The following is a 19,481-nucleotide window of genomic DNA, read 5'->3' as shown; positions in this document are numbered from 1 at the left end:
GCTATTCACGGTCGTCGACCGTGGACCGGCGGCGCAGAGCGAAGAAGACGCCGGCGCCCACCAGCACCGCGGCTCCCACGACACCGCCGACGATCACGCCGGTCGCTCCGGCGTCGTCGGAGGATCCCGTCCTGTCCGCCGGAACAGCCGACCACCAGCTCCAGTAGCCGTCCTGGCCGTAGATGTTGCCCGCGTCGCTCGGCATCGTCCGGATCGACTTGATCTGGTCGGTCCGATACGCCTCGACGGCGTTCGGGTACGCCATGACGTTCATGTACCCCAGGTCGTACAGCCGCGACTCCATCTGCTTGACTATGGTGGCCCGTTTGGCGGGGTCGTACTCGGAGAGCTGGCGCGTGTACAGGTCGTCGTACTGCTTGTCGCAGACGAAGTTGTCCGTGGCGCCGCTGTCCTTCGGGGTGGCGGGCAGGGCCGCGCAGGTGTGGATCGACAGGACGAAATCGGGGTCCGGGTTGACGGACCAGCCGTCGAAGGCAAGGTCGTAGGTGCCCGCGAGCCACGGGTCGCTCACGTTGTCCAGGCAGTCGAGGGTGACACCGATGCCGAGTCTGCCCCACCACTCCTTGAGGTACTGACCGACCGCCTTGTCGTTCGGGTCGGTGGCATGGCAGAGGATCCGGTACGTGATCGGCTTGCCGTCCTTGCCGAGACGTTTGCCGGAGCTGTTGTTCCTCCGGTAGCCGGCCTCGTCGAGCAGCCGGGCTGCCCGCTGTGGGGCGTAGGCGAGTTCCTGGCTCGCCGATGGCTTCCAGAAGTACTGCGAGAAGCGCGGCGGGATGTAGCCCTGGCCCTGGACTGCGTGGCCCTGGAACACCTTGTCGATGACGGCCTTGCGGTCGACCGCCATGAACAGGGCGTGCCGCACCCGTACGTCCAGCAGGGAGGGGTCGCCGTCGCCGAACTTCTGGCCGTTCCTCGCCTTGGCGCCAGGGTTGATGGCTAGGGCGTAGAACCGGCGGCCGGGAGCGTCGTTGACGTGGATGTCCTTCTCGCTCTCGAGGGAGGCCGCCTGAGCGGGGGTCAGCGAGGGGGAGCCCGCGACGAAGGAGACCTCGCCCTTGCGCAGGGCGGCCACGGCGGCGTCCTGGTCCTTGTAGTAGCGGAAGACCATCTCGTCGAACTTCGGCGTGCCCCGCCAGAAGTCCTTGTTCGCCTTGAGGCGTACGTAGCTGTCGGGCTTGTAGTCGGTGAGGACGAACGGCCCGTTCCCGACGACGGGGAAGCTCTTGTCGTTGTTGAATTCGGAGAAGTCCGTGACCTTCCCCCAGACGTGCTTGGGGACGATCGGCACGTCGAGGGCTGTCATGGTGGCCTGCGGCGTCTTCAGTTCGATGACCAGCTTGGCGGGGCTGAGTGCGGTGACCTTCTTGAAGTTGGTGACGAAGCTGCCGTTGGCGGTGGCGGCGCCCTCGTCGGTCATCATCTTGTTGAACGTCCATGCCGCGTCCTCGGCGGTGGCCTGCTGTCCGTCCGACCACTGGGAGTCGGAGCGGATGGTGTACGTCCAGGTCAGTTTGTCGGGGGACGACTCCCACCTGGTCGCCAGGCCGGGGATGGCGCGGGCGTCCCTGGGGTCGTAGTTGGTCAGGTATTCGTACATCAGCCGGTGGATGCTGGTGCTGAGCAGCCGGGACGCCAGGAACGGGCTCAGCGAGTCCACGCTCTGCGCGACCGCGACGGTCAGGACGCTGTCGCCTTCCGCGGCCGCGGCCCGGTGGGGCGCCGGGTTGAGCGGGGTCGCGAGCCCGGCCGACAACGTCAGGGCGGCTGCCCCGACCGCGGCGAGGAGCCTGCTGGCCCGGGATCGTAATCTCCTCGGGCCCGAGAGCCCATTGCCGTGGACTTGTGTGCTCATAGGTCGTGACCTCGCGTCATCGCTCGCACAGGGACGGCTTGTCGGACTGCTGGACCGGACCGGACGGGGTGTCGCCGACGGGAATGATGAGTGTGTCTACCAGCGCTGCTCCACACCCGTCAACGGTGCGTGAACAGCCTGTGGCCTGCGGAAATGAACCTGAGACGGGAACGAGACAGCCATTGGTCCACACCGGTGAAGCTGCCCTGGTGACGGCCTGACGATGTCCCCCGACCGTATCTGCCCCTCTTGCCGGTGACGGCTCGGACGACCGTGCGGCCGGTGACCCGTACCGCCCGTGCTTGCGTGCATCATGGGCACTCTGTGCTGATATTGGCCGGTAACGGTTCAGTATTCCGGCGCTGGCTGCACTGCGCACTGCACGGGGCACTCACGAGGAGTCACTCCATGCGTGGAGCCAGGCACCCAGAGGGGCCGCATGCGCGGCGGGGTCAGCTACGCGACGCACGGCGAGATCCTGTTCCAGGGACGGAGCTGTGAGATGTTCGTAGTACATCGGGCTTCCGGCGCATCACAGTGCTTCGGCGTTTGAGGCGAGGAGACGGCACGGAACAACATCCACCTTGACATCATTTTGAATGGATGAAAGATAGTTGAAAGACCTGGGAAAGCTCGTTCGGAGAGGGTGTTCCTGAGGTCGGAAATCCCTCGCGGGGTGGCCGACGAGTAAACCGGATGAGGAGAATCTCGATGGCCAAGACGCTTCGTGGCCTGTTTGGGCGCGTTGCCGACAAGCTGCTTCCCCAGACGATTGCAGCGGCGGGCTGTGCACCGGACTGCTTCTACGTATACAACGACTACGGGCCTGTCGGTAAGTGCTGCTACGGGGCGGACTGCAAGGTTCACTGTTAAGCGGGATACAAAGCGGCCGCCGTGGTCCGGAGCGCGGCGGCCGTCTCGCGCATCAGCCAGACACGACTCGGGGAACAATGAAAGCTGTCGAAGCCTTCGGACAGTTGTGCCTGACCGCAGTGTTCTTATGGTCCGGCCTGTCGAAAATCCGAGACATCCATGAATTCCGTCGACATTTGGCGGTGACTATCCCAGGGCTCCTTCGATTCTCGGGTGTGCTGGCGGCAGCGGTTCCCGCAGCTGAACTGTGTATTGCTTCGCTTATTCTGCTGTGTCCACTGCGGTGGATCGGATTTGCTGCGGCCATGCTTCTCCTGTTCGCCTTCACCGCGTATCTGCTGAGCCTCATTTGGTCGCGGTCCGAAGCGTCCTGCGGCTGCGTCGGAGCGAGTGGCACTCCTACATCGGGCGCGCACGTCGTGCGCAACGTTTTCCTGCTGGCCACATGTGCCACCACATGGTGGGCGACCGCTCATTCGGCAAGCCCGGGTCTGTCTCACTATGCCATCATCGCAGCACCCGCAACTGTCGTTGGAATCACGCTTCTCTACCTCGGGGAGCTGTCCTCCCTTTTCCGTACCACGCATGTGAAATGAGAAATGGAGTGCGCATGGGGATCGTGCTTTCCGCCTTCGCTTTGCTGGCGGCCTCGGTAGCGTGCGGTCTTTCCCTGGCCGTTGCGCTGCGTGTGAAGAAGCTCTTGGATCCGTTGACCGAGGAGGGAGTCATGAGTCGCCGTCGGGAAGAGGGTCCACGTGAGGGAGCCGTCGTTCCGCGAACTCCTACCCTGATCGATGCGGATGGGATGGAAGTCGACTTGCCCTTTGCCGGCCCGGATCCCTGGGTTCTCACCTTTCAGGCGGTTGGATGCAGCGGCTGTAAGCTTCAACTTCCGGCTTATAAGAAGTTCCTGCGCGACACGGGAGTCGACAGAGATCGCGTGTTCTCCGTAATTGTCGGAGATGTGGAGGGAGTCTCGTTCTATAATGACGAACTTGGTGAACTCGGTCGTGTCGTTCACGCATCCGGCGACGCTTTCAAGCTCGTACAGGGGCTTGGCGTCTCGGTATTCCCCACATATCTCGTCGTGGACGGTGGCGGAAAGGTGATGGTCTCCTCCCAGAGTTCCTCCCTGCTCGCGGACGTCGGAGTGGCGTCCCTCACCCCGGCTCTCGTGGGCGGTTAGCGGGGTCATGCGCGCAGAGAAGTCATCGCACTGTGCCGTTGAGCCCGATCTGTCGGCAAACGGCTTGGATCGTCTTCGGGCCGCTCTGTCCCTCGGTTTTGAAGCCGCCGCGCCGAAACTGCTTGCTTACGCCGTACTTGATCTGACCAGCGGTGTCGTTCCAGTTGCCATCGGCTGGCTCACCAAGATCGCCCTCGATCGGCTGAGCACTCAGGCCTCGGCGCGCACCCTGGTCCCCCTGGCTGTCGGGTTGGCTCTCGTCGGAATCGTCCAGGCAGTCATCCCCCACGCCCTCAAATACCTCCATGCCGAGCTGGAGCGTGGCACCGGAACCCTCGCCCAGGGCAGGCTGTTCAGTGCCATGGCCCGGTTTGTGGGGCTCGGGCCTTTTGAGGATCCGGCCTTCCTCGACAAGCTACGCCTGGCTAAACAGTCAGGGAGAAACGCACCCGGCTCCGTGGTGAAGGGAACGCTGGGAGCTGTGCGAGCGGGCATCACCATCGTCGGGTTCCTGGGTTCGCTGCTGGCACTGGCCCCGCTGCTGGCTTTGTTCATCTTGGCCTTTGCGTTTCCCGTCCTGGCCGCGGAAATCGTGCTGTCCCGTCACCGGACGGAGATGATGTGGCGCATCAGCCCACGGGAAAGGCGCGAGCTGTTCTTCGACCAGTTGCTCTCCGACGTCCATGCCGCCAAGGAAGTACGCCTGTTCGGTACGGGCGGGTTCCTGCTGAGCCTCATGCAGGAGGAACGTCGGGTAGCGGACGCCGCCCGACGTGGGGTCGACCGCCGAGAGCTCTCCACCCAGTCGCTTCTGGCCCTACTAGCCGCACTAGTTTCCGGGACCGGTCTGATCTGGGCCATCCACGGCGCCCTGTCCGGGGCGCTCACTCTGGGCGACATCGCCATCTTCATCGCCGCCGTTGCGGGGGTTCAGGTGTCGGTCGCGCAGTTGGCGGCGAGCGTTGCCCAGGCACACCAGGCTCTGGTGCTGTTCGGGCACTACCAGGACGTGATCGTTGTCAGGCCGGATCTGGAACGAGCCTCCCACCCGCACCCCATGCCTCCCTTGGAGCGTCGGATCGAACTCCGTGATGTCTGGTTCCGTTACGGCGAGGATCAGCCATGGATTCTCAAGGGCGTCGACCTCGTGATTCCTCACGGGCAGAGCCTGGCCCTGGTCGGGCTGAACGGGGCGGGGAAGTCGACGCTGGTCAAACTCCTCTGCCGGTTCTACGACCCGACACGCGGCGCGATCCTCTGGGACGGCGTCGACATCCGCGAGGTCGCTCCCGAAGAGCTGCGGCTGCGGATGAGTGCGGTGTTCCAGGATTTCATGCACTACGACCTCACCGCACGGGAGAACATCGCACTCGGTGACCTGAGCGCCCGGGAGGATAACTCTCGCCTGATCGAAGCGGCTCGGAAGGCGGGAGTGCACCAGACGATCGCGGACTTCCCGCTCGGGTACGACACGCTGGTCACGCGCATTTTCTTCCCGGACGCTGACGAGAACGACGCGACTACGGGCGTCCTCCTGTCCGGCGGCCAGATGCAACGGCTGGCTTTGGCACGCGCCCTGGTACGCGGTCGGCGTGACTTTCTGATCCTCGATGAACCCACTTCGGGCCTCGACGCCGAGGCCGAGTTCGAACTGCACGCGGGACTCAGGGAGTTCCACTGTGGTCGGACGAGTCTGCTCATCTCCCACCGGCTCGGGTCCATACGGGAGGCGGACCGGATCGTCGTCCTGTCCGAGGGGCGGATCGTGGAAGAGGGGGATCACGGCGCGCTGATGGCACACGGTGGCGTGTATGCACGTCTGTTCGCTCTGCAGGCATCCGGCTACACCGAGGAGCTGGTGCCGCCGTCCGTGGAAGGTGCCGCGTTGTGATCAGCGTCGGTCTTCTGACCGGGATGACCCTCGCCTGCCTCGCCGGCGCGGGGCTCCGGGTCCTGCGCAGACGGCTCGTGTCGGTCACGGTCTTGGGACACAGCATGCTTCCCGCCTACCGGCCCGGTGATCGCGTCTTGGTCCGGCGCGGAAAGGTACCGGAACGCGGGGGTGTGGTCGTCGTGGAACAGCCGAGCACGGAACGTAGAGCCTGGGACCTGCCCCCGGCCGGACTGGGCAGCACCCGACAGCCTGTCACCGAGCGCCAATGGCTCGTCAAGCGGGTCGCCGCCACGGCGGGGGACACGTGGTCGACGGAGGCGGGCGTGATCCACGGTGTTCCCCCAGGTCATCTGCTGCTGCTCGGAGACAACGCCGCCGTCAGTTTCGACTCGCGCCAGATGGGCCCTTTCCCGGTGGACAGGGTCCTCGGCGCCGTGTGGCGACGACTGTGACGCGCGGGAGCGGCGCCGGTCGTCCATGGACTTCCGCATCCGCGGCAGAGAGGTACGGCAAGAGAGGGAGGAGGACCGTGCAGGACAGCACCCACGTCATACAGGACGAGGAACTGGTCGCGTTCGGCGAGGCCGAGGCGACGGGGCAGACCGAGTACATCGAGATCCGTCTGCTCGACAAGATCGAGACCATCCAGAGCAAACAGATCGATTCGTAGTCCGGTCCGTGCCGGTGGGCGACGCGCGCACCGGCACGGACCTCAAGAGGCGAGGTGGTCGTGAGACAACCACGGGTGAAGCCCGAGCACGCAGCCCATCGGTTCGACGACGAAACCATACGGATCGGCGGCGAACTGTACGGAATCGCGGCGGAGATCACGGACCCTCACGGCTGGATCTGGGAAGCGCTGAGCCTGATGGACGGAGCCACCCCGGTCGAGCATGTCGAGGCCGAACTGGCCGAGCGCCATCGGCGGTTGGGCGCCGACGGCGCACATGAGGTGGTGAAGGCGCTGCTGAACTCCGGATACCTTGAGGACGCGGCCGCAGATGGCCGCCCCGAGGGCTTCACCGACGACGAGCTGGAGCGCTACAGCCGCAACCACACCTACTTTCGCCGTGTCGACCTGCGGCCGGGCATCGATCCCTGGGCGCTGCAGCTGCGGCTCAAGAAGGCGTGCGTGGGCATTCTGGGCGTCGGCGGCACCGGCAGCCATGCGGCCTGGGCACTGGCTGCCATGGGTGTCGGCAGTCTGCACCTGGTCGACCCGGACCGTGTCGAGGTGTCCAATCTGACCCGGCAGGTCCTGTATGGCGAAGCCGACCTTGGCCGGCCCAAGGCCCAGGTCGCCGTCGACCGTCTGCGTGCGGTCAACTCGGCGGGCTCGTTCAGCTGCGACATCCGGAAGGTGGACACCGAGGACGCGCTCGCGGAACTCGTATCGCGCTGCGACGTCTTCGCCCTGTGCGCGGACGAACCGCGCAACGATCTCATTGCCAAGATGACCAGCCGGGTGTCTGCCGCCCTGGGCGTTCCCTGGGTGGTCGCCGGATACAACGGCCCGCTGGTGACCGTCGGCGTGTACGGCCCTGAAGGTCCCTGCTTTGAATGCGTCGGAGCGGGGGAGGAGGCGAAACTCAAGCCCGGCTGGCACCCGGACCTGGGGAGCACGGGGGCGCTCGCCCCGGCCGCGGGAATCTCCGGACAACTCATCGCCTACGAGGCGATCTCGCTGCTCACGGGAACGGGCAGGCGCTCACCGGGCTATGTGCGGGGCGTCAATCTGATCGCCCCCGACCACCTGGTCGACGTACGACATCCGGCCCGGCCGGAGTGCTCGCTGTGCAATCCGTGACGGGACGACGAAGGTGACACCGTCCACGAATGACCGAGAGGCGAATGTCGTCCTGCGCGCACTGGAATTCCGCCGTGACAGAGGCGAGTGGATCGTCGGCACGCAGGGCGGCGAGCAGATCGTCGCCCTCCCCGAGATAGGTATGGCCGCCGTTCGACTGCTGGCGGCCGGGCACACGGTCGAGGAGACGAGACGCAGCCTGCGTGCGGACACCGGCCGTGACGTCGACGTCCGCGCCTTCGCGGAGCGGCTCGCGGCGGCCGGACTGGTGGCCTCCATCGGCGACCGGCGGTTCGCGGCGGAGGCCCCGGCCGTGTCCTTCCCCCGGCTGCGCCCGCACCACGTGCGCTGGATCATGAGCCCGGTTCTGCAGGGCTTCGTCCTGCTGGTTCCGGTCGTCGCTCTGCTGACCGCGCTGTCCCGTCCATGGGCGCTTCCGGCCTGGGGAGAACTGCTGTGGACCGAGTACGGCACGTTCACGGTGCTGGTGCAGAGCACGGTCGCCGTGTGTCTGATCGCTCTGCACGAGATGGCCCACCTCATGACAGCCCGTGCCGCGGGTGTGTCCGGGAGGATCCGTCTCGGGACCCGTCTGCAGTTCCTGGTGGCGCAGACGGAGGTGTCGGGGATCTGGCTCAAGAGCCGCAGAGAGCGACTCACGGTCTACCTGTCGGGGCTCGCCCTCGACGGAGTGATCTGGAGTGGTTGTGTCATGGCTCGTTGCTTCGGTGTGAACTGGGTCTTGATTCCCGTGGTCGCGATGACCTTGGTGACAGCGCTGGCGAACCAGTGTCTTGTGTTCATGCGCACTGACCTGTACTTCGTCATCCAGGACCTGACGGGTTGTCGGAATCTGTACGCCGACGCCGGACACTATCTGCGCCACGTCGCAGCGCGCCTGTTCAGGCGCCACCCTAAGCACCCACTTCGTGTGCTGCCAGCGGCCGAGCGTCGTTTCCTCAAGGCGTACGCCCTTGGAACGGTCATGGGTACTGTCATCTGCGTGTTCATCGGCTTCCGGATCCTTATCGACGTCACCTGGCCGTTGTTCCACCGCTCCCTCGCCAATCTGGTGGACGGCGCCGATCCGTGGATCCAGGTAGACGCGCTGGCCACCGCCGTCATTCTGGCCGGACTACAGGTTCTGTGGGCACGCCTGTGGTGGAATCGTCACGCCGACCGGGTACGGCGCGTGGTGCATTCCATACGTACACGGCTTTGTGGAGGCTGAGAGGCCCCTCAATTGTCCTGCCGGGTGACGCTGGTCTACTTTCTGCTAATGCTCACCCCCACACCTCGGTTCCGCCTGCTCGGCCCTCTCGAGGTCCGACTCGACGGACGCGTCGTCGTCCTCACCGCGCGGCAGCGTGCACTATGTGCGGTACTGCTCCTGCACACCAACCACGTCGTGTCCGTCGACCGGCTGGCCCAGGGGCTTTGGGACGAACGCCTGCCCAGCGCTGCGGCGGCCCGGGTTCGCGCGCTCGTCGCCGAAGTCCGCCGCGCTCTCGGACCCGCGGGATCCAGCCTCCTGGCAACTCAGAAGCCTGGTTACGTCCTGCGCGTGATCCCGGCCGAAGTCGACGTGTTCGTCTTCGAGGCCATGGTCAAGGACGGATCGCGATTCGCGGCAAACGGCGGCTGGGCAGAGGCGTATCGTTGCCACGACGACGCCCTCTCACTGTGGCAAGGCGATCCCCTTCCGGACCTCCCGACGATGGAGGCGGAACGTCGACGCCTCACTGAATTGCACATCGCCGCGCTGGAAGGCAGGGCGGAGGCGGACCTGGAACTGGGCCGCCACCGCACCGCCATTGCCGAGCTGGTCCGTCTCACTTCCGAGTACCCGCTCCGTGAGGGCCCGCACGCGTTGCTGATGCGCGCCCTGCAGCGAGATGGCCGCACTCCCGAAGCCCTGGCGGTCTACGCCGCGTTGCGCACACGCATGGTGGACGAACTCGGTGTCGACCCCTCGGACAACCTGGGTGCCCTCCAGCGGCGCCTGCTGAGCGGCGACGGCGCGGCCCAAATAATGGCCCTGCCAAGTACCCCTCAAGACCGCCGAGTTCCCCGCCAGCTTCCCCGAGCTTCCCGCCGCTTCGTCGGCCGGAGCACGGAGCTGCGCCTACTTGACATGTGCCGACAGCAGGCCGAGGCGCTAGCCCTGATCGTGGGCCCGGCGGGAGCCGGAAAAACCGCGCTCGCACTGCACTGGGCCCACCGGATCGCGGGCGACTTCCCCGACGGGCAGCTCTTTCTCGATATGCGTGGCTTCGACGACGCCGAGCCGATGACCCCAGAGGAGGCGCTCCCTCTACTGCTGCAGGGACTTGGATGCGCACCGCGTGACATCCCCCTCGGCCTGGAGGCACAGACTGCGCTCTACCGCACGCTCCTGGCGGAGCGCCGGGTACTCATCGTCCTCGACGACGTGGCCCACGCGTCCTCCGTACGATTCCTGCTCCCTCCCTCCAGCGGTTCGGTGACCCTCGTGACGAGCCGGCACAAGCTGAGCGGGCTGGTGACCATGGACGGGGCTTACCGGGTGTCCTGCGACGTTCTGGAGAGCAGCGAGGCTCTGGAGCTGATCAGCCTGACGGTGGGGGCCGACGCTGTCGCTGCCGACCCGGAGGCTGCGGCCCGCTTGGTCGAGCTATGCGACCATCTGCCGCTGGCGTTGTGCGTGGCCGGCTCCTGGATCGGCGACCGGCCCGGAAGCATCACGGCCTACGTCAACGACCTTGCGGAGCGTGGCCGCTTGGCGCGGCTGCATGTGGAGGGGGAGGAGAGCGTCGCTGTGAGGGCCGCGCTGGACCTGTCGTACGGGACGCTGCCGGAGGAGGCCAGGAGGGTGTTCCGGTTCCTCGGGCTGATGCCGGGCACTGGGCGCTCGGTCGGCGCCGCCGCGGCGGGCGCGAGACTGGACGAGCCGAGGACGGCCGACCTCCTGAGCCTCGCCCAGAGCGTACATCTGCTGCGCGATGTCGAGATCGGACGTCCGATCTGGCACGACCTCGTGCACGAATACGCCAGGGAACGCGTGATCGCGGAGGACACCGAGGCGGAGCGAAGCTCGGCCGTCGAGCGTATCCTCGACCACTATCTGCAGAGCACCGCCAACGCGGCAATCACGTGTGGCCTCTACGCCTCGCAGATGCTCCCGGACACCGTCGACGGGGCAGCTCCCAGGATCTTCGACACACCGGAAGAAGCCTTCGCGTGGTTCGACGGTGAGTGGGACGACATCGCGGCGGCGATCGGGTACGCAGCAGAACATGGCCCCTTCCACTACGCGTGGCAGCTTGTGGACGCTTTGCAGGACCTGCTCCATCACCGGCGCCCGCTCTCTGACTGGATACGGCTCGCCGTACTCGCCCGCAAGGCGGCCGAACGGGGCGACGACCAGATTGGTCGGGCCGCCATGTGCATCTCGCTGGGGCACGCCCGCTGGAGAGACGGGGATCTGAGAGGCGCCCTGGGCGAGTACGAGAACGCGGAACTCCTGGCCCGCCGCACCGGTTGGCTCTTCGGAGAAGCCAAGAGCCTCCAAGGCAAGGGAGTGACCCTGAAGCTCCTGGGCGAGCCCCAAAAGGCGCCCCCTTGCTACCAACGCTCCCTCTCCATCTACCGCATCCTCGGCATGAGCAAGGCCGAAAAGACCATGCTCACCAACACGGCCTCCCTCTTCCTCGCCCTGGGGCGACTCGCCGAGGCCGAGGACGCGGTGACCGGAGCGCTCTCGCTGTACGGCGAGGCAGGGGATCACGGCCACTCGATGGCCCTCGTGAACCTCGCGCTAGTGCGCCAGAAGCAGGCCAGGTTCGGGGAGGCGACGGCCGCCCTGCGGAAGTCCTTATTCGTGTCCCGAGAGGCAGGATCGGTCTATGCGGAGGCCGTGGCGCTGGAGACGCTGGGCCGGGTGCGCGACGACACTGGGCAGGATGCCCGGGCGATCCTCGCCTACGAGGACGCGCTGGTCCTCTCCCAGCGGGTCGGCAACCGCAACTGCGAGGTCGACTCCCTGGTGGGCCTCGCGGGGGTGAGGCTGCGCATGGGCCTAGTGGACGAGGCGGCCGGGAAACTTGACGCCGCTTGGGCCATCGCCCAGCGGACCGGGCACCGCACAGGGCTCGTCGAAATCCTGCTCACTCGGGGTGCTCTGTCTTGCGCGCGCGAGCAATACGGTGACGCGGTCACACACCTGGAGAGAGGCGCCGGACTGGCGGTGAACGGCAATCCCCTTACGCTGCCCCGCATCCGCACTCTCGCTGCCCTGGCCATGCTGGAGAACGGCGAGCCTGACGGAGCTCTGAACGCGGCGGAGGAAGCCGTCGACCTTGCGCGGGACTCGGGCCAACGGCTGGTGCAGGCCAGGGCCCTGACGGCCCTGGCGATGGTCAACGAGACCATCGGTGACCTCCCCCGCGCCCGAGCTTGTCGAGACGAGGCGGATGCCCTTTTCACCGGGCTCGGCATCCCGATCCCTTACAGGACGGCTGCTCTGTGGCACAAGGGAACGGCAGCTCCGGGCTCGGGCCCCCTACGACGACGACCCCGGCCAGAACTGCCCGCCGAGGCGCAGGCCCGTCTCGACCTGTATCTGGCCGAGCATTTCGACGACGTCACCGAAATCTGATCCGCCGTCTCATGATGCCAGGGCGTCCTGCGGAGAATAGTCAGAGCGGATTTTCTCGTCCCTGCGCAGGATCTGCTCGTGCAGAGCGCGGAGATCGTGTCCGGGCTCGTCACCGAGTTCATCAAGCAGTCTGGACCGAATCAGGCGGAAGCATCGCAGCGCCTCGTCCTGACGCCCGCTCCGGTACAGCGCGAGCATCAACAGACCTGTGACCCTTTCGTCGAGCGGGTGCGCACCTGCCAACTGATAGAGGTGCGGTACGTATTCGTCATGGCGTTCCAGGTGCAGACCTATTTCCGCGCTCTTCAGCATTGCTGTCCGCCTTTCATGACGCAGTGTCACGCGTGCGGCATCCGCCCAAGTCGTCTGCATGCCCGACAGCGGGTCGCCATGCCACAAGGACAGTGCCTCGTCATAGAAACTCAGGGCATGTTCGTCTTCTCCCCGAGACGCGGCACTCCTGGCATGGCGAACCAGAAGGCGGAAGCGGAAGGCATCGACAACTTCCTCGTCGATCGCCAGAACGTAGCCGCCTCGTCGCCGGATTACATCGCAGTCGACACCAGTGGTGCCAACGCTCTGCAGAGCCTTGCGCAGCCGGGTAGCGAGCGTGTAAAGCGCGTTGCGCGGGTGAGCCGGCCGTGTTTCGTCCCAGACGCGGTCGATGACGTCCTCGTCGGCCACGAAGGCGTTGGGGGACCAGGCCAGCGCGGCCAGCAGGAGCCCGACCGCCGGGGACATCGACACCCTGTCCCCGACAGCCGTGCGCAGCTCGACACACCCGAGGAGTTGAACGTTCATGCAGGCCCCCGTCGATCTCTTCCCAGTGATGTCCACCACTGTGCGGGCTGAGTGTTCGGGTCCTGCATGGATTACGCATGAACGCTGCTGCTGCTGCGGTGCGTGCGGAAGCGGGAGCGTCGGTTAGCTCGGCTGTCAAGGCTCACAGCGGGCTTAGCAGGAGGGTGTGTAGCAGCAACGGTAGATACAGGGAACGCCCGCTATGGTCCGGTACTGGTACCAGCAGCCCGGTGAACAGGCAGCTGCCGCCGCCGCGCGTGGGAGCAGCGGGTCGGCTATGCGCCTGGCTGTGGTGTGAAGCAGTTTGACCAACACAGCGGTCCTTCCGTGACATGGTCCCTGAGCGAGAGCCGCGGAGCCGCCAGGATGGCGTAGTGGGCTTTCCGGGACCTTTCATTCAGCAAGGACCGGAGGCCTGTCCATTTGCGAAGCCCGGGGTGGTGGCACGCCCTCAGATACGTGTCGTCGTCGGCGATCTCATGTGTGCAACGTCAGAAATTCTCGCGTCGCCCGCTGGAGATCCATTGCGCTGGGTGTCGAAGATCTACTCCGAGGTCCTGTGTGAGTGCATCCGGGTGATGCATCTCGCCGAGGAGCCCGAAAGGGTGGAGTGTGTGTGCGATGAGCCCTTAATGGGTCGATATTGACCGATAAAGGATCAATGCACCGGTGCTGAAGGCCGGCGTCCTCAGGAGGAGGCACTCCATGCGTGGAGCCAGGCATGGCAGATGGGCCGCGGGCGCGGCGGCGGCAGCCCTCGCGGTGACGGCCTGCGGCGGCGGGGGAAGCGGCGGCGGGGACGGCGGCGCGATGCTCAGCTCCTCCTGGGGGGACCCGCAGAACCCGCTGGAGCCGGCCAACACCAACGAGGTGCAGGGCGGCAAGGTCCTCGACATGATCTTCCGGAGCCTGAAGAAGTACAACCCGGGCACCGGCGAGGCCGAGGACATGCTCGCCGAGAAGATCGAGACGACGGACTCGCAGAACTTCACGATCACCATCGAGGACGGCTGGACGTTCAGCAACGGCGAGCCGGTCACCGCCAAATCCTTCGTGGACGCCTGGAACTACGGCGCCAGTCTGAGGAACAACCAGAAGAACGCGTACTTCTTCGGCTATATCGAGGGCTACGACAAGACCCACCCGGAGGACGGCGGCAAGCAGACCGCCGACACCCTCTCCGGCCTCAAGGTCGTCGACGACCGGACCTTCACCGTCAAGCTCAGCCAGAAGTTCTCGACGTTCCCCGACACCCTCGGCTACCCCGCTTTCGCCCCGCTGCCCCGCGCCTTCTTCGACGACCACGACGCCTGGGTCCGCAAGCCGGTCGGCAACGGGCCGTACTCCGTCGACTCGTACACCAAGGGCGCGCAGATGGTCCTGAAGAAGTGGGACGGCTACCCCGGTACGGACAAGGCGCACAACGGCGGGGTGATCCTGAAGGTCTACACCGACAACAACACCGCCTACACCGACCTGATGGCCGGCAACCTCGACCTCGTCGACGACGTACCGGCCGCGCAGCTCAAGAATGTCCAGAGCGATCTGAGCGGCCGGTACATCAACACCCCGGCCGGCATCATGCAGACCCTCGCCTTCCCGTACTACGACGAGGACTGGGGCAAGCCCGGCATGGACAAGGTCCGCAAGGGCCTGTCCATGGCGATCAACCGTGAGCAGATCACGGAGACGATCTTCCAGAAGACCCGCACCCCCGCCACCGACTGGACCTCCCCGGTCCTCGGCCAGGACGGCGGCTTCAAGGCGGGCCTGTGCGGGGACGGCTGCGAGTACGACCCCGAGGAGGCCAAGCGGCTGATCGAGGAGGGCGGCGGGCTGCCCGGCGGACAGGTCAAGATCACGTACAACACGGACGCGGGCTCCCACAAGGCGTGGGTCGACGCGGTCTGCAACTCCATCAACAACGCGCTCGACAACGACAAGGCGTGTGTCGGCAACCCGATCGGCACCTTCGCCGACTTCCGCAACCAGATCACCGAGAGGAAGATGTCCGGGCCGTTCCGGGCGGGGTGGCAGATGGACTACCCCCTCATCCAGAACTTCCTCCAGCCGCTCTACTACACCAACGCCTCCTCCAACGACGGCAAATGGTCCAACGCGGACTTCGACCGGCTCGTCGACACTGCCAACGCCGAGAGCGACACCGCGAAGGCGGTCCAGGCGTTCCAGCAGGCCGAGGACGTCCTCCGCGATGCCATGGCCGCCATTCCGCTCTGGTACCAGAACGGCAGCGCGGGCTACTCGGAGCGGCTGTCGGGCGTCAGACTCAACCCGTTCAGCGTCCCCGTCTACAACGAGATCAAGGTCAGCTGAGCCGCCATGGGACGCTACGTCGTCCGGCGCCTGCTGCAGATGGTCCCGGTCTTCTTCGGTGCCACGCTGCTGATCTTCCTGATGGTGAACGTGATGGGCGACCCCATCGCGGGCCTGTGCGGAGACCGGCAGTGCGACGCGGCCACGGCCGCCCGGCTGAAGCAGGAGTTCGGCCTCGACAAGCCGGTCTGGCAGCAATACCTGACCTACATGGGGAGCGTCTTCACCGGCGACTTCGGCACCGCGTTCAACGGCCAGAAGGTCACCGAGCTGATGGCGACGGCGTTTCCGGTCACCGTCCGGCTGACGATCGTGGCGATCCTCTTCGAGATCGTCATCGGCATCACGCTGGGCGTCGTCACCGGCCTGCGCCGCGGACGGCCCGTCGACACGTCGGTCCTGCTGTGCACCCTCGTCGTGATCTCCGTCCCCACCTTCGTCACCGGTCTGCTGCTCCAGCTTCTGCTCGGCGTCGAGTGGGGCTGGATCAAGCCCTCGGTGTCCACGGAGGCCACGTTCGGCGAACTGCTCGTGCCGGGCCTGGTCCTCGCCTCGGTGTCGCTGGCCTATGTGACCCGGCTGACCCGTACCTCCCTCGCGGAGAACCGGCGGTCCGACTACGTCCGTACGGCCGTCGCCAAGGGGCTGCCGAGACACCGCGTCATCACCCGGCATCTGCTGCGCAACTCGCTGATCCCCGTGGTCACGTTCATCGGAACGGACATCGGCGCCCTGATGGGCGGTGCGATCGTCACCGAGCGGATCTTCAACATCCATGGCGTCGGCTACCAGCTCTACCAGGGCATCCTCCGCCAGAACACCCAGACCGTCGTCGGGTTCGTGACGGTCCTGGTGCTGGTGTTCCTGGTCGCCAACCTGCTCGTGGACCTTCTGTACGCCGTACTCGACCCCAGGATCCGCTATGCCTGAGCAGCCCTACGATCCCGACGGCGCGATCGCCCCGACCGGCATGGGCGGCGGGGTGGACCTCGCCACCAGCGAGGGCGAGACGCTGGAGAAGGCGCCCGGTGGGTGGTACGACACCGGCCCCCAGGACAAGCCCCGCTCCCTGTGGTCCGACGCGTGGCGCGACCTGCGCCGCAACCCCGTCTTCATCGTCTCGGGGATGGTGATCGTCTTCCTCGTCGTCATCTCCCTCTGGCCGTCGCTGATCGCCTCCGGCAACCCCCTCCAGTGCGACCTCGCCAAGGCCCAGGAGGGCTCGCAGCCCGGCCATCCCTTCGGGTTCGACGGCCAGGGCTGCGATGTGTACACCCGCACCGTCTACGGCGCCCGTACGTCCGTCACGGTCGGCGTCTGCGCCACGCTCGGGGTCGCGGTCCTCGGCTCGGTCCTGGGCGGCCTCGCCGGGTTCTTCGGCGGGCTCGCGGACTCGTTCCTGTCCCGCATCACCGACGTGTTCTTCGCGATCCCTGTCGTCCTCGGCGGTCTGGTCCTGCTGTCCGTGGTCACCGGCAACACGGTGTGGCCGGTGATCGGGTTCATGGTGCTGCTCGGCTGGCCGCAGATCTCCCGGATCGCCCGTGGCTCGGTCATCACCGCCCGGCAGAACGACTACGTCCAGGCCGCACGGGCGCTCGGCGCCTCCCACTCCCGGCTGCTGCTCCGCCATATCGCGCCCAACGCGGTCGCCCCGGTGATCGTCGTGGCGACCATCGCGCTCGGCACGTACATCGCGCTGGAGGCGACCCTGTCGTACCTCGGCGTCGGGCTGAAGCCGCCGACGGTCAGCTGGGGCATCGACATCTCCTCGGCGTCCCAGTACATCCGCCAGGCCCCCCACATGCTCCTCTGGCCGGCCGGCGCACTCGCGATCACCGTGCTGGCGTTCATCATGCTCGGCGACGCGGTCCGCGACGCCCTCGATCCGAAGTTGAGGTGAGCGGTCATGCCGGCGCACGTGCGTGGGGCCTCTCCGGCGTGGGGGCGATCACCGCACCCGGGCCCATCCCGCTCGGCGACGCCGTGCGCGACGCCCTCGATCCGAAGGTGAGGTGAGGTGTCGTCATGCTGCTCGAAGTGCGTGATCTGCATGTGGAGTTCCGGACCCGGGACGGTGTCGCCAAGGCCGTCAACGGCGTCAGCTACGGCGTGGACGCGGGCGAGACCCTCGCCGTGCTCGGTGAGTCCGGCTCCGGGAAGTCCGTGACCGCGCAGGCGGTGATGGGGATCCTCGACGTCCCGCCCGGGCGGATCACCCACGGCGAGATCCTGTTCCAGGGCCGGGACCTGCTCCCGCTGAAGGAGGAGGAGCGCAGGAGGATCCGTGGCGCCGGGATGGCCATGATCTTCCAGGACGCGCTGTCGGCCCTGAACCCCGTGCTCTGCGTGGGCGACCAGCTCGGCGAGATGTTCGTGGTGCACCGGGGGATGTCGAGGAAGGACGCGCGGGCGAAGGCCGTCGAGCTGATGGACCGGGTCCGCATCCCCGCCGCGGCCCAGCGGGTGCGCGACTATCCCCACCAGTTCTCCGGCGGCATGCGCCAGCGCATCATGATCGCCATGGCGCTGGCCCTGGAACCGGCGCTGATCATCGCCGACGAACCGACCACGGCCCTCGACGTCACCGTCCAGGCCCAGGTCATGGATCTGCTCGCCGAGTTGCAGCGCGAGCTCGGCATGGGGCTCGTCCTCATCACCCACGATCTCGGCGTGGTCGCCGACGTGGCGGACCGGATCGCGGTGATGTACGCGGGCCGGATCGTGGAGTCGGCCCCGGTCCACGACCTCTACAAGGCGCCCGCCCACCCTTACACGAGGGGGCTGCTGGACTCGATCCCGCGCCTGGACCACAAGGGGCGCGAGCTCCGCGCCATCAAGGGTCTGCCGCCCAGCCTGATGCACATCCCGCCGGGCTGTGCCTTCCACCCCCGCTGTCCGACGGCCCAGGACGTGTGCCGCACCGATGTGCCACCCCCGTACGAGGTGGACGAGGACCGTCGCAGCGCCTGTCACTTCTGGAGGGAGTGTCTGCATGGCTGAACCGATTCTGGAGGTCAGCGGGCTGGTCAAGCACTACCCGCTCACCCGGGGGATCCTGTTCAGGAAGCAGATCGGGTCGGTGAGGGCGGTCGACGGCGTCGACTTCACCCTGGGCCGGGGCGAGACCCTCGGCATTGTCGGCGAGTCCGGCTGCGGCAAGTCGACGGTCGCGAGGATGCTCGTCCACCTGGAGCAGCCGACGGCCGGGACGATCCGGTACAAGGGCGAGGACATCACCGGACTGTCCGGCCGCGCACTGAAATCCGTACGGCGTCGCATCCAGATGGTCTTCCAGGACCCGTACACCTCCCTCAACCCCCGGATGACGGTCGGCGACATCATCCGGGAGCCGTACGACATCCACCCCGAGGCCGCGCCCAAGGGCGACCGCGCGAGGAAGGTCCGGGAACTCCTCGACGTCGTGGGTCTCAACCCCGAGCACATCAACCGCTATCCGCACCAGTTCTCCGGCGGCCAGCGCCAGCGCATCGGCATCGCGCGGGCACTGGCGCTGCGCCCCGAGGTCGTCGTGGCCGACGAGCCCGTCTCCGCGCTCGATGTGTCGGTCCAGGCCCAGGTGATCAACCTGATGGCGGCTCTGCGGGACGAGTTCGACCTGTCGTGCCTCTTCATCGCCCACGATCTGTCGATCGTGCGGCACATCTCGGACCGGGTCGCGGTGATGTATCTCGGGCGGATCGTGGAGACCGGCGGGGACGCCGAGATCTACGACCGTCCCACGCACCCCTACACCCAGGCGCTGCTGTCCGCGGTGCCGGTGCCCGACCCGGAGGCGCGCGAGCACCGGGAGCGGATCATCCTGGCCGGCGATGTGCCGTCCCCGACGGACATCCCCTCCGGCTGCCGTTTCCGCACCCGCTGCTGGAAGGCCCGGGAGCGCTGCGCCTCGGAAGTGCCGGAGCTCGCGGTGCCCGCCGGGTTCCGGTTCGCGGGCGGCCCCGCGGACCATGCCTCCGCCTGCCACTTCGCGGAGGAGAAGCAGATGGTTTCGGCGCAGGACATGACGGACGATCACCCGGCAGGGCTGGTCTGACCCGTGCAAACGCGCGC

The 19,481-nt window shown here is 66.7% G+C and carries 15 protein-coding genes; 13 read left to right on the top strand and 2 right to left on the bottom strand.

The window, feature by feature from the left end; genetic code table 11:
* Nucleotide 1: 1 nt before the first annotated feature.
* Complete coding sequence (locus F7R91_RS11300; RefSeq protein WP_150947192.1) at nucleotides 2-1,876, bottom strand: ABC transporter substrate-binding protein; 1,875 nt, start codon at nucleotides 1,874-1,876, stop codon at nucleotides 2-4.
* A gap of 950 nt (nucleotides 1,877-2,826) precedes the next feature.
* Between F7R91_RS11300 and F7R91_RS11295 the strand changes: the two genes are divergently transcribed.
* The 8 genes from F7R91_RS11295 to F7R91_RS11265 all read left to right on the top strand — a co-directional run bounded on the left by F7R91_RS11295 (nucleotide 2,827) and on the right by F7R91_RS11265 (nucleotide 12,272).
* Entirely contained in the window at nucleotides 2,827-3,345 is a 519-nt protein-coding gene (locus F7R91_RS11295) for a MauE/DoxX family redox-associated membrane protein (protein ID WP_150947190.1), read from the top strand.
* Nucleotides 3,346-3,359: 14 nt separating this feature from the next.
* Nucleotides 3,360-3,935, top strand: coding sequence for a TlpA family protein disulfide reductase (locus F7R91_RS11290; RefSeq protein WP_150947188.1), 576 nt, complete (start codon nucleotides 3,360-3,362; stop codon nucleotides 3,933-3,935).
* 7 nt (nucleotides 3,936-3,942) lie between these two features.
* On the top strand, nucleotides 3,943-5,826 hold the full coding sequence (locus F7R91_RS11285) for an ABC transporter ATP-binding protein (RefSeq protein ID WP_191971440.1): 1,884 nt from the start codon (nucleotides 3,943-3,945) through the stop codon (nucleotides 5,824-5,826).
* Entirely contained in the window at nucleotides 5,823-6,281 is a 459-nt protein-coding gene (locus F7R91_RS11280; RefSeq protein ID WP_225320603.1) for a S26 family signal peptidase, read from the top strand. Before F7R91_RS11285 ends, F7R91_RS11280 begins: the two co-directional genes overlap by 4 nt.
* Before the next feature lie 77 nt (nucleotides 6,282-6,358).
* Nucleotides 6,359-6,499 (top strand): hypothetical protein, encoded by a 141-nt coding sequence (locus F7R91_RS41960; RefSeq protein WP_191971439.1) that lies wholly within the window; start codon nucleotides 6,359-6,361, stop codon nucleotides 6,497-6,499.
* Nucleotides 6,500-6,559: 60 nt separating this feature from the next.
* Complete coding sequence (locus F7R91_RS11275; RefSeq protein WP_150947186.1) at nucleotides 6,560-7,636, top strand: HesA/MoeB/ThiF family protein; 1,077 nt, start codon at nucleotides 6,560-6,562, stop codon at nucleotides 7,634-7,636.
* Nucleotides 7,637-7,649: 13 nt separating this feature from the next.
* Nucleotides 7,650-8,867: a hypothetical protein gene (locus F7R91_RS11270; protein WP_150947185.1), complete on the top strand. Its 1,218-nt coding sequence runs from the start codon at nucleotides 7,650-7,652 to the stop codon at nucleotides 8,865-8,867.
* 48 nt (nucleotides 8,868-8,915) lie between these two features.
* Nucleotides 8,916-12,272: an AfsR/SARP family transcriptional regulator gene (locus tag F7R91_RS11265; RefSeq protein ID WP_150947183.1), complete on the top strand. Its 3,357-nt coding sequence runs from the start codon at nucleotides 8,916-8,918 to the stop codon at nucleotides 12,270-12,272.
* 9 nt (nucleotides 12,273-12,281) lie between these two features.
* Here F7R91_RS11265 and F7R91_RS11260 read toward each other — a convergent pair whose 3' ends face one another.
* Nucleotides 12,282-13,073: an AfsR/SARP family transcriptional regulator gene (locus tag F7R91_RS11260; RefSeq protein WP_150947181.1), complete on the bottom strand. Its 792-nt coding sequence runs from the start codon at nucleotides 13,071-13,073 to the stop codon at nucleotides 12,282-12,284.
* Between the two features lie 705 nt (nucleotides 13,074-13,778).
* Between F7R91_RS11260 and F7R91_RS11255 the strand changes: the two genes are divergently transcribed.
* The 5 genes from F7R91_RS11255 (at nucleotide 13,779) to F7R91_RS11235 (ending at nucleotide 19,464) form a co-directional block, all read left to right on the top strand.
* Entirely contained in the window at nucleotides 13,779-15,407 is a 1,629-nt protein-coding gene (locus F7R91_RS11255) for a peptide ABC transporter substrate-binding protein (protein WP_150947178.1), read from the top strand.
* Nucleotides 15,408-15,413: 6 nt separating this feature from the next.
* Nucleotides 15,414-16,337 carry an ABC transporter permease gene (locus F7R91_RS11250; RefSeq protein ID WP_150947176.1) on the top strand — a complete coding sequence of 308 codons (924 nt, stop codon included), beginning with the start codon at nucleotides 15,414-15,416 and terminating at the stop codon, nucleotides 16,335-16,337.
* Complete coding sequence (locus F7R91_RS11245; protein ID WP_150947174.1) at nucleotides 16,330-17,310, top strand: ABC transporter permease; 981 nt, start codon at nucleotides 16,330-16,332, stop codon at nucleotides 17,308-17,310. The genes F7R91_RS11250 and F7R91_RS11245 overlap by 8 nt, the downstream gene beginning before the upstream one ends.
* 125 nt (nucleotides 17,311-17,435) lie before the next feature.
* The gene (locus F7R91_RS11240; protein ID WP_150947172.1) at nucleotides 17,436-18,410 is read left to right on the top strand and encodes an ABC transporter ATP-binding protein; all 975 of its coding nucleotides are present in this window, start codon (nucleotides 17,436-17,438) and stop codon (nucleotides 18,408-18,410) included.
* A complete protein-coding gene (locus tag F7R91_RS11235; RefSeq protein ID WP_150947170.1) occupies nucleotides 18,403-19,464 on the top strand; it encodes an ABC transporter ATP-binding protein in 1,062 nt (353 codons plus the stop codon). Before F7R91_RS11240 ends, F7R91_RS11235 begins: the two co-directional genes overlap by 8 nt.
* The last annotated feature ends 17 nt before the right edge of the window (nucleotides 19,465-19,481 follow it).

Source organism: Streptomyces luteolifulvus (genome assembly GCF_008806595.1).
Lineage (GTDB): Bacteria > Actinomycetota > Actinomycetes > Streptomycetales > Streptomycetaceae > Streptomyces > Streptomyces luteolifulvus.
The sequence above is the reverse complement of the archived record's forward strand: the minus strand, read 5'-3'. Positions and strand labels throughout refer to the sequence as shown.

Bases quoted from the DNA above. Each gene is read 5' to 3' on its own strand.
- F7R91_RS11300 (WP_150947192.1), bottom strand. From the start codon at position 1,876: ATGAGCACACAAGTCCACGGCAATGGGCTCTCGGGCCCGAGGAGATTA.
- F7R91_RS11295 (WP_150947190.1), top strand. From the start codon at position 2,827: ATGAAAGCTGTCGAAGCCTTCGGACAGTTGTGCCTGACCGCAGTGTTC.
- F7R91_RS11290 (WP_150947188.1), top strand. From the start codon at position 3,360: ATGGGGATCGTGCTTTCCGCCTTCGCTTTGCTGGCGGCCTCGGTAGCG.
- F7R91_RS11285 (WP_191971440.1), top strand. From the start codon at position 3,943: ATGCGCGCAGAGAAGTCATCGCACTGTGCCGTTGAGCCCGATCTGTCG.
- F7R91_RS11265 (WP_150947183.1), top strand. From the start codon at position 8,916: ATGCTCACCCCCACACCTCGGTTCCGCCTGCTCGGCCCTCTCGAGGTC.
- F7R91_RS11260 (WP_150947181.1), bottom strand. From the start codon at position 13,073: ATGAACGTTCAACTCCTCGGGTGTGTCGAGCTGCGCACGGCTGTCGGG.
- F7R91_RS11255 (WP_150947178.1), top strand. From the start codon at position 13,779: ATGCGTGGAGCCAGGCATGGCAGATGGGCCGCGGGCGCGGCGGCGGCA.
- F7R91_RS11250 (WP_150947176.1), top strand. From the start codon at position 15,414: ATGGGACGCTACGTCGTCCGGCGCCTGCTGCAGATGGTCCCGGTCTTC.
- F7R91_RS11245 (WP_150947174.1), top strand. From the start codon at position 16,330: ATGCCTGAGCAGCCCTACGATCCCGACGGCGCGATCGCCCCGACCGGC.
- F7R91_RS11240 (WP_150947172.1), top strand. From the start codon at position 17,436: ATGCTGCTCGAAGTGCGTGATCTGCATGTGGAGTTCCGGACCCGGGAC.
- F7R91_RS11235 (WP_150947170.1), top strand. From the start codon at position 18,403: ATGGCTGAACCGATTCTGGAGGTCAGCGGGCTGGTCAAGCACTACCCG.